This is a genomic window from Miniimonas arenae (genome assembly GCF_006351005.1).
Taxonomy (GTDB): Bacteria; Actinomycetota; Actinomycetes; order Actinomycetales; family Beutenbergiaceae; genus Miniimonas; species Miniimonas arenae.
In genome coordinates this window covers 1-7163 of the sequence record NZ_VENP01000085.1, presented here as the reverse complement: position 1 = coordinate 7163, position 7163 = coordinate 1, and the positions used below count along the sequence as shown (strand labels likewise).

Sequence of the window (7163 nt, the reverse complement as noted above, 5' to 3'; positions counted from 1 at the left end):
GAGCCCCCTCGGGGACCCGGGCACACCTGACCAGGCCGGCACCGACGATCTGAGGAGAGCTCCATGTCCCGCACCATCACCCCCCGCCTTCGGGCCGTCGCCCTCGTGGCTGGCCTGATCGCCGCAGGCGGACTGACCGCCGCCTGCTCGAGCGGCAGCGCGTTCTCCCTGGAGAAGGGCGACTGCTTCAACGACCCCGACGACACCACCGAGGTCTCCGACGTCCCGATCGTGGACTGCTCGGAGGCGCACGACAACGAGGTGTACGCCGAGTACGACATCGACGGCGACGACTACCCGGGCACCGACGCCGTGCAGCAGGAGGCCTCGGACTTCTGCCTGAAGGAGTTCGAGTCGTTCGTGGGCGCCTCCTACGAGGACACCACCAACCTCGACGTCTACATGCTCTACCCGACCGACGGCTCCTGGGACCAGGGCGACCGCACCGTGACGTGCGCCGTGTACTCCCTCGACGGGCAGTCCACCGGGACGCTGGCGGGTTCGGGCGCCTGAGGCTCGATCACCGCTGGACTGCGCCACGCTGAGCGCTGCACGCTGAACGAGCGCGCGGGCCGGGCTCCTCGGAGCCCGGCCCGCGCTCGTCTGCTCGGCCCGGCCGGCTCGACTCACGCCTCGAGCGTGAGCCGCACCTCCACGGACTGCCGCGACCGGCCGCCCCCAGCGAGCACGCCGCGCAGCGGGGTGACGTCGTAGTAGTCCCGGCCGCGCCCGACCACGACGTGGTGGTCGCCCACCGACGTGCGGTTCGTGGGGTCGTACGGGTACCAGTCCCCGCACCAGAACTCGATCCAGGCGTGCGACTCCCCCACGAACGTCTCGCCGGGCTTGGCCTCGTAGCCGAGCGGGTGGAGGTACCCCGACACGTAGCGCGCCGGGATGCCCAGGCTGCGCAGCGCGCCGAGCGCGAGGTGCGCGATGTCCTGGCAGACACCCTTGCGCTGCTCCCACGCCTCGGTCGCGCGCGTGTGCACCCCGGTCGCCCCGGGCACGTACTCGACGGCGTCGCGCACCGCGTTGCACACGGCCAGCGCCGCCTCGGCCGGGCCGAGCCCGCCGGCCCGCTCGAGCGCGAGCGCGGCGAGGCCGTCCGACGGCGCGGTGGCGGCGGTCGTGGCGAGATACTCCGCCAGCCGGTCCACGACGGCGAGCTCGGTCAGCGTGGACCACTCCACGGCGTCGGCCACCCCCGTCGCGCCCGGATCGGGGCGTGCCGCGAGGTCGACCGTCGACTCGGAGACGACCACGAGCTCGGAGTGGCGCCGGAGCACCTCGAACCCGACGACGTGCGTGCCCCAGTAGTCGCGGTACTCGTGGCTCCACGTCGACGGCGTCGCCGTCACCCGTGAGGCCAGCACCATCTGCCCGGGGATCGTCGCGGGGCGCATGCGCACCTCGTTGTAGGACGCAACGGCGGGCCGCTCGTACGCGAAGGTCGTCGTGTGGACGATGTGCAGCCTGGTCACAGTCGCTCTCCCACCCAGTCGTCGTGCAGGCCCGAGGGGAAGTACCGCAGCCCGACGGCGTCGCTCGCCGTCGAGCACGCGCGCTGCACCTCCTCCATCTCCTCGGGAAGGTTGTCGAGCAGCTGGCCCACCGGGCGGAACTCCAGGCCCGAACGGACCCGGCCGAGGATGCGCATCGCGCTCTCGGTGCCGGTGCGGTCGCTGCCCTCGCCGAGCGCGAGGAGGCAGTCCTCCGCCTGCTTGAGGGCGTACACGACGGACCGCGGGAAGTGCGGGTCCAGGAGCAGGAACTCCGCGGCGAGGGCATCGCTCGCGTTGCCCCGGTAGGCCCGCAGGAAGGCCTCGTAGGCGCCACACGAGCGCAGCAGTGTGGTCCAGCTCGGCCCGCTCGTGCCCGCCACGGCGCGCGTGGCGACGAGGCGGGCCGTCATGTCCGCGCGCTCGATCGAGCGGCCGAGCACGAGGAAGGTCCAGATCTGGTCACGACTCGTCGCCGAGTCGGCGATCCCGGTGGCCACCGCGCCGCGTTCGCGGACCCACGCGAAGAACTCCGGGGTGCTGCGGGAGCCGATCACCGAGCCGAGCTCGTTGCGGGTGGTGTTGAGACACTCCCACAGCTCGGTCGAGATCGTCTCGCGCGCCCGCCGCGCGTTCTCGCGCGCGGCCTCGAGCGCACCGGCGATCGAGCCGGGGTTGAGCCGGTCGTAGGCGAGCACGTCCAGCACGTCCGACGGCGCCACGAGCGTCCCCACCGGCGGCGGGGCCGCGCCCATGACGGCGAGCAGCGAGCGGCACGCCAGGTCCTCGGAGATCCAGGGGTCCTCCAGGAGGAGCTGCAGGTGCACGTCGAGGATGCGTGCGGTGTCGTCCGCCCGCTCGACGTACCTCCCGACCCAGAACAGCGACTCGGCGATCCGGCTCAGCACGTGCTCGTCCCCTCACTGCCGGGGGTCCGGCGTCGCGTGCCATGCGGCTGGCTCTGGCGCTGCGCCGTCCCGCCCTGCTGCTGTTGCTGCTGCTGCTGGGACACCGACTTCCGGCTGTCCGGATGCGTGTCCACCGACGGTCCCTGACGCAGCTCGAGGGTCGCGATCGGCGCCGCCTCGGGGTCGCCCGCGTCGTAGCGACGCGCCTCGCCCATGACCCACGTGTCCTTCGACCCGCCGCCCTGCGAGGAGTTGACCACGAGCTGACCCTCCTGCAGGGCCACCCGCGTGAGGCCACCGGGGAGGACCCAGACGTCCTCGCCGTCGTTCACCGCGAAGGGACGCAGGTCGACGTGCCGCGGCCGCATGGAGTCGCCGGCCAGGGTCGGCACCGTGGACAGCTGCACCACGGGCTGCGCGATCCAGCCGCGGGGATCGAGGCGCAGCCGCGTGCGCGCCTCGTCGATCTCGGCGCGGCTGGCCGCGGGCCCGATGATGATGCCCTTGCCGCCGGAACCGTCGACCGGCTTCACGACGAGCTCCTCGAGCCGGTCCAGCACCTCGCTGAGCGCCTCGGGCTCCTCCAGCCGCCAGGTGTCGACGTTGTTGATGAGGGGCTCCTCGCCCAGGTAGTAGCGGATGAGGTCGGGGACGTAGGTGTACATGAGCTTGTCGTCGGCCACGCCGTTGCCGACGGCGTTCGCAAGGGTCACATTGCCCAGCCGTGCGGCGGTGATGAGTCCGGGACACCCCAGGAGCGAGTCGGGCCGGAACGCCACCGGGTCGATGAAGTCGTCGTCGACGCGGCGGTAGATCACGTCCACCCGCCGGCGGCCGTCGGTGGTGAGCATGTAGACGCGGCCGCCGGAGACCACGAGGTCTCGGCCCTCCACGAGCTCGACCCCCATGAGTCGCGCCAGCAGCGAGTGCTCGAAGTACGCGGAGTTGTACACGCCCGGGGTGAGCACGACGACGACGGGGTCGTCCACGCCCGACGGCGCCGCGGCCGTCAGCGCGGCGAGCAGGCGCCGCGGGTAGTCGACCACGGGCGCGACACGCATCGACGTGAACAGCTCGGGGAAGGTCTGCGCCATGGCGCGCCGGTTGGAGAGCACGTAGCTCACGCCCGACGGGATGCGCACGTTGTCCTCGAGGACGCGCCAGCCGCCCTCGGAGTCGCGGATGACGTCGATCCCGGCGACCTGCACCCGGACGCCGTTGCCCGGGACAATGCCCCTCGCCTGACGGTGGAAGTGCGCGGAGGAGGTGATGAGCGCGCGGGGGATCACGCCGTCGGACACGACCTTCTGCCGGCTGTAGATGTCCTCGAGGAGCGCCTCGAGGGCCTTGACCCGTTGGGCGATGCCCGGGGCGAGCACGTTCCACTCGCCGGTGTCGAGAACGCGCGGGACGGGGTCGAGCGGGAAGGGTCGCTCCTCGCCGCCGATGTCGAAGGTCACCCCCTGGGCGAGGTAGGAGCGGGCGAGCGCATCAGCGCGGCTCCGGATCTCCTGCGGGGAGAGCCGCGACATGATCGCGCGGACGTGGGCGAACTGGCTGCGCCACTCCTCGTGCCCGTCGGTGCCGGACGCGCTGCCGAGCATCTCGTCCCAGGCTGCGCCGGCGGGATAACCCTCGAACAGGTCGACCATGGCTCGAACCGTAGTGCGCGGGCGTAACGGGTGGGTAACGCCGGTCACGGCGTGGGCGGTACGGACGACCCGCGCCCGCAACCCGACGGCCCGTGCCCCTCCCGCGCCACCCCGCCGCGGCGCGCCCCAGCCCGCACGACTCACCCGACCCGGCGCCCTCGCTGCGCGGCCACAGGGCGGGGCTAGGGTGTCCGGCGTGAGAGCCACGGACATCCTGCGCTCCGCCGCGCGAGCCCTCGGCACGGCGCTGCGGCCCGCCCCGGGGCGCACGCGCACCCCGCCGTCGCCGTCACGGGAGACCCGGCCCACGCCGTCGCCGTCGCCCGCCGGGCGGCCGACCCCCACCCGGCCGCCGGGCGGACAGGCGCCACCCCTGCCCGGGGGCATCACCGAGTACGACGTGCCGGCGTTCGGCCCCCCGCTGCCGAGCTACGCCCCCGACCTCGACGGCGCGGCCGACCCGGGCGAGATCGTCTGGGGCTGGGTGCCGTACGAGGAGGACGCGAGCAAGGGCAAGGACCGCCCGATGCTCGTCGTCGGGTCGGGCGGCGGTGCGCTCGTGGCGCTGCAGCTCACCTCGAAGGACCGGACGGGCGACCGCGCCGCCGAGGCCCGACGGGGCCGGTACTGGTTCGACGTCGGTACCGGAGAGTGGGACCGCAAGCGGCGCGACAGCGAGGTGCGACTCGACCGTCTCCTGCGCGTCCCGGAGGACCGGATCCGGCGTGAGGGCGCCATCCTGGAGCGCCCGCGGTACGACGCGGTGGTCGCGGCCCTGCGCGAGCTGCACGGCTGGTAGCATGGTGGGTCGAGCCTGGCGCCCGCACGGGTCGGCCGGCTCGTTCCCGATGGCTTCTCCGAGGTGCCCCACGCCTTGTCCCGGCCGCCGGGGAACCCTCGCCGACCCAGACGAATCCAGCAGGAAGTTCCACACGTGGCCAACATCAAGTCCCAGATCAAGCGCAACAAGACGAACGAGAAGGCTCGTCTGCGCAACAAGTCCGTCAAGTCGGAGCTGAAGACCTACGTGCGCAAGACGCGCGAGGCCATCGCTGCGGGTGACAAGGAGAAGGCCGACGAGGCTCTTCGCGTCGCCACCCGCAAGCTCGACAAGGCCGTCAGCAAGGGCGTGATCCACGCCAACCAGGCGGCCAACCGCAAGTCCTCGCTCGCGAAGCAGGTCGCCGAGCTCTGAGCTCCGACCCGCCGCACGCACGACGACGGCGCCGCACCCCACCGGGTGCGGCGCCGTCGCTGTCTCTGCGGTGCTCGGGCGGGCGGCTCAGCGCGCTGACGCGCTGCGTCCCGACGAGCGCGGCGAGTTCGCCGCCTCCGATCGCGCGGTCCGGGCTCACCACCCCGTCGGACTCAGCACCCGTCGGGCTCACCACCCGTCGGGCTCACCACCCGTCGGGCTCACCACCCCGTCGGACTCAGCACCCCGAAGCGGCGCGTCCATCGCGCGGCGCCGTCGCGAGGCACCGGACCGCCGAGTCGAGTCGCGCACGACCCGACACTCGAGCACCCTCCACGTCGTCGCTCAGCGGCCCGCACGCGCCGCAGCGACTCGCAGCAGCGCTCGCTCGATCGCATACCCGGGCGACCGCCCTTCGCCCTTAATCTCGGCATCAGCCGCTGCAACGGCACTGACCGCCGCCGCCAGGCCCTCCGGTGTCCAGCCCTGCAGCTCCTTGCGTGCGCGGTCGATCTGCCAGGGCGCGAGACCCGCCGTGGCGTTTCCCTGCTCGCGACCGCGTGAGGCGGCCACCTTTGCCATCGTGCGCAGCTTGAGGGCGACGGCAGCGACGAGCGGCACGGGGTCGGTTCCGCTGGCCATGGCATGCCGTGCCAGCGCGAGAGCCTGTCCGGCATCACCCGCGATGGCGGCGTCGGCGACCTTGAAACCCGTCGCCTCGACCCGTCCGCCGTAGTAGCGGTCCACGTCGTCCTGGCCGACCTGACCGGTCGTGTCCTCGATCAGCTGCGAACACGCCGCAGCGAGCTCGCGCAGATCCGAACCGACGGCGTCGACGAGGGCCGTGACCGCGGCCGGAGCGATGCGGCGGCGGCCCCGCGCGAATTCCGCCTGGACGAACGCCGCCTTCTCCCGTTCCGGCACCGGCTCGCACGCCACCTCGGGTGCACCGGTCGCCGCGATCGCCTCGAGCAGCTTCTTGCCCTTCTGGCCGCCGGCGTGCCGGAGCACCAGGACGACGTCGGGCGCTGGATCGGCGAGATAGGCGGTCACGTCGGTCGCGCACGCGTCGTTCAGCGACTCGAGCCCGAGGATCTCGACATACCTCGGCTCGGCGAACAGCGACGGCGACGCGAGCACCGCGAGCCGCCCCTGCTCGTACATCGACGCCTCGAGGCGGGTGACCTCCAACGTGGTCGACTCGGCCGTGGCGCGCTCGCGAGCGAGGCCCACCAGCCGAGCCATCGCGCGGTCGGCGAGCAGCCCTTCCGTTCCCCGGACGAGTACGACGGGCGCGGGCTCGACGACGTCCCAGCTCAGCCCGGGACGGGCAGTGGATCGCGTCGACCTGCGGGCGGGAGGCACGGTCCCCAGCCTGCCACGACGCAACGCCCCGCCCCCGCGCACGCCCGTCATCTCGATACCCGACTCTCGCTGCCGTCTCACCACAGCCCGGCAGGGCGGCCGCGAACAACCTCCGAGCCGCCGCTAGATCGGTCGCCGGGCAGGACTTCGTCCAGCTCGCCACCGGACAGGGCTGCGCCAGGAACGGCACCGCCGCGGGATCCGTCGCCGCGGATGGGGCCGCCGCCGGGTCCGTCGCTGGGCAGTCCTCCGCCAGGAGCTGCGCCACCTCGTGCGTCACCTCCGCTGGACCCGCTGCCACCGCTGGACCCGCCGCCACCGCTTCGTCCATCGCTGCGGCCGGTTTCCTCGTCGCCGGGGCTGTCGCCACCGGGCAGTCCTACGCCCCGCTCACCGCCGGGCAGGGCTGCGCCAGGAGCTGCGCCGCCTTGTCTGTCACCACCGCTGGACCCGCCGCCGCCTCGTCCGCCGCCGGGTCCGTCGTCGCTCGATCCGTTGGTGGGCGGAGTTCTCCCCACGCCGGTGGGTCGGCGTTTCGGGA

7 protein-coding genes are annotated in these 7163 nt (G+C 73.1%); 3 read left to right on the top strand and 4 right to left on the bottom strand.

The window, feature by feature from the left end; translation table 11 throughout:
* Window positions 1-63 precede the first annotated feature (63 nt).
* Window positions 64-513, top strand: coding sequence for a septum formation family protein (locus FH969_RS14260; protein ID WP_139987836.1), 450 nt, complete (start codon window positions 64-66; stop codon window positions 511-513).
* Window positions 514-626: 113 nt separating this feature from the next.
* Here FH969_RS14260 and FH969_RS14255 read toward each other — a convergent pair whose 3' ends face one another.
* Genes FH969_RS14255 through FH969_RS14245 form a run of 3 tightly spaced genes read right to left on the bottom strand, consistent with a single transcriptional unit; the run spans window position 627 to window position 4062 of the window.
* Complete coding sequence (locus FH969_RS14255) at window positions 627-1484, bottom strand: transglutaminase family protein (protein ID WP_139987834.1); 858 nt, start codon at window positions 1482-1484, stop codon at window positions 627-629.
* Window positions 1481-2410: an alpha-E domain-containing protein gene (locus tag FH969_RS14250; RefSeq protein ID WP_108717686.1), complete on the bottom strand. Its 930-nt coding sequence runs from the start codon at window positions 2408-2410 to the stop codon at window positions 1481-1483. The genes FH969_RS14255 and FH969_RS14250 overlap by 4 nt, the downstream gene beginning before the upstream one ends.
* The gene (locus tag FH969_RS14245) at window positions 2404-4062 is read right to left on the bottom strand and encodes a circularly permuted type 2 ATP-grasp protein (protein ID WP_139987832.1); all 1659 of its coding nucleotides are present in this window, start codon (window positions 4060-4062) and stop codon (window positions 2404-2406) included. Before FH969_RS14245 ends, FH969_RS14250 begins: the two co-directional genes overlap by 7 nt.
* 196 nt (window positions 4063-4258) lie before the next feature.
* On the opposite strand from FH969_RS14245, the gene FH969_RS14240 reads away from it, so the two are divergent.
* Window positions 4259-4861 carry a type II toxin-antitoxin system PemK/MazF family toxin gene (locus FH969_RS14240; protein ID WP_246071987.1) on the top strand — a complete coding sequence of 201 codons (603 nt, stop codon included), beginning with the start codon at window positions 4259-4261 and terminating at the stop codon, window positions 4859-4861.
* A 135-nt stretch (window positions 4862-4996) separates the two neighbouring features.
* Window positions 4997-5257, top strand: a complete 261-nt coding sequence (gene rpsT, locus FH969_RS14235) for a 30S ribosomal protein S20 (protein WP_108717689.1) — start codon at window positions 4997-4999, stop codon at window positions 5255-5257.
* Window positions 5258-5602: 345 nt separating this feature from the next.
* Here rpsT and holA read toward each other — a convergent pair whose 3' ends face one another.
* A complete protein-coding gene (gene holA, locus FH969_RS14230; RefSeq protein ID WP_180359819.1) occupies window positions 5603-6673 on the bottom strand; it encodes a DNA polymerase III subunit delta in 1071 nt (356 codons plus the stop codon).
* Between the last annotated feature and the right edge of the window lie 490 nt (window positions 6674-7163).